The following is a 1,441-nucleotide window of genomic DNA, read 5'->3' on the forward strand; positions in this document are numbered from 1 at the left end:
TGGCCGCATTCGCTACCGTGAAGGCGTAGTTGAACGGCGTGCCCACAGCCAGGCTGCCTGGGTTGGCCTTGGTGACCGTCAACGCTGGCGTACCAGGCGTCACCGGCGTGGAAGGCGTCGATGCGCAGTTCGTCGTGCAACCGGCCGTCGGATTGACCGGGCTGATGCCGCCCGATGGATCGTAGGAAGCCGTGTTCGTGCTCGACCCCACAGCCGTCGGCACCGCTGGCAGATTGAAGCTGGTGTTGCCACCGGCCGCCACTGCCGCAGTGAAGTTCACCGTGCAAGACAGGATCGCCGTGCCATTGCCCACGAAGGGGAAGGTATTGGGCGTGCAGGTCGCACTGGCCACGTTTGCGCCGGTCGGCACACCCGTGATGCTGATGCCCGCAGGCACCAGGTCCTTGATGGTCACGCTGGTGGCGGGACCGAAGGCACCGGCAGCGTTGGACACGGAGAACGCGTAGTTGAAGGGTGTCCCCACAGCCAGGCTACCGGGGTTGGCCTTGGTGACTGTCAGCGCTGGCGTACCAGGCGTGACCGGCGTGGAAGGCGTCGATGCGCAATCCGTCGTGCAACCCGCCGTCGGATTGACGGGGCTGATGCCGCCCGACGGATCGTAGGAAGCCGTGTTCGTGCTCGAACCCACAGCCGTCGGAACAGCTGGCAGGTTGAAGCTGCTGTTGCTGCCAGCCGCCACCGGCGTGGTGAAGTTCACCGTACACGTCAGCACGGAGCTGCCATTACCCGCAAACGGGAAGGTGTTGGGCGTGCAAGTCGCACTGGACACGTTCGCACCGGTCGGCACGCCCGTGATGCTGATGCCTGCCGGCACCAGGTCCTTGATGGTCACGCTGTTGGCGGGACCGAAGGCACCGGCGGCGTTGGACACGGAGAACGCGTAGTTGAACGCAGTTCCCACAGCCAGGCTACCGGGGTTGGCCTTGGTGACCGTCAACGCAGGCGTGCCAGGGGTCACCGGCGTGGAAGGCGTCGATGCGCAATCCGTCGTGCAACCCGCCGTCGGATTGACGGGGCTGATGCCGCCGGACGGATCGTAGGAAGCCGTGTTCGTGCTCGAACCCACAGCCGTCGGCACAGCTGGCAGGTTGAAGCTGGTGCTGCTGCCAGCCGCCACCGGTGTGGTGAAGTTCACCGTGCACGTCAGCACGGAGCTGCCATTGCCCGCAAACGGGAAGGTATTGGGCGTGCAGGTCGCACTGGCCACGTTCGCGCCGGTCGGCACACCCGTGATGCTGATGCCTGCAGGCACCAGGTCCTTGATGGTCACGCTGTTGGCGGGACCGAAGGCACTGGCCGCATTCGCTACCGTGAAGGCGTAGTTGAACGGCGTGCCCACAGCCAGGCTGCCTGGGTTGGCCTTGGTGACCGTCAACGCTGGCGTACCAGGCGTCACCGGCGTGGAAGGCGTCGATGCGCA

General features: G+C 65.6%; 1 pseudogene. It reads right to left on the reverse strand.

The window, feature by feature from the left end:
• Positions 1–1,441, reverse strand: a pseudogene (locus JHD82_RS28940) (hypothetical protein); the annotation flags it as partial.

This window comes from Delftia sp. ASV31 (assembly GCF_016428765.1).
GTDB classification, from domain to species: domain Bacteria; phylum Pseudomonadota; class Gammaproteobacteria; order Burkholderiales; family Burkholderiaceae_C; genus Comamonas; species Comamonas acidovorans.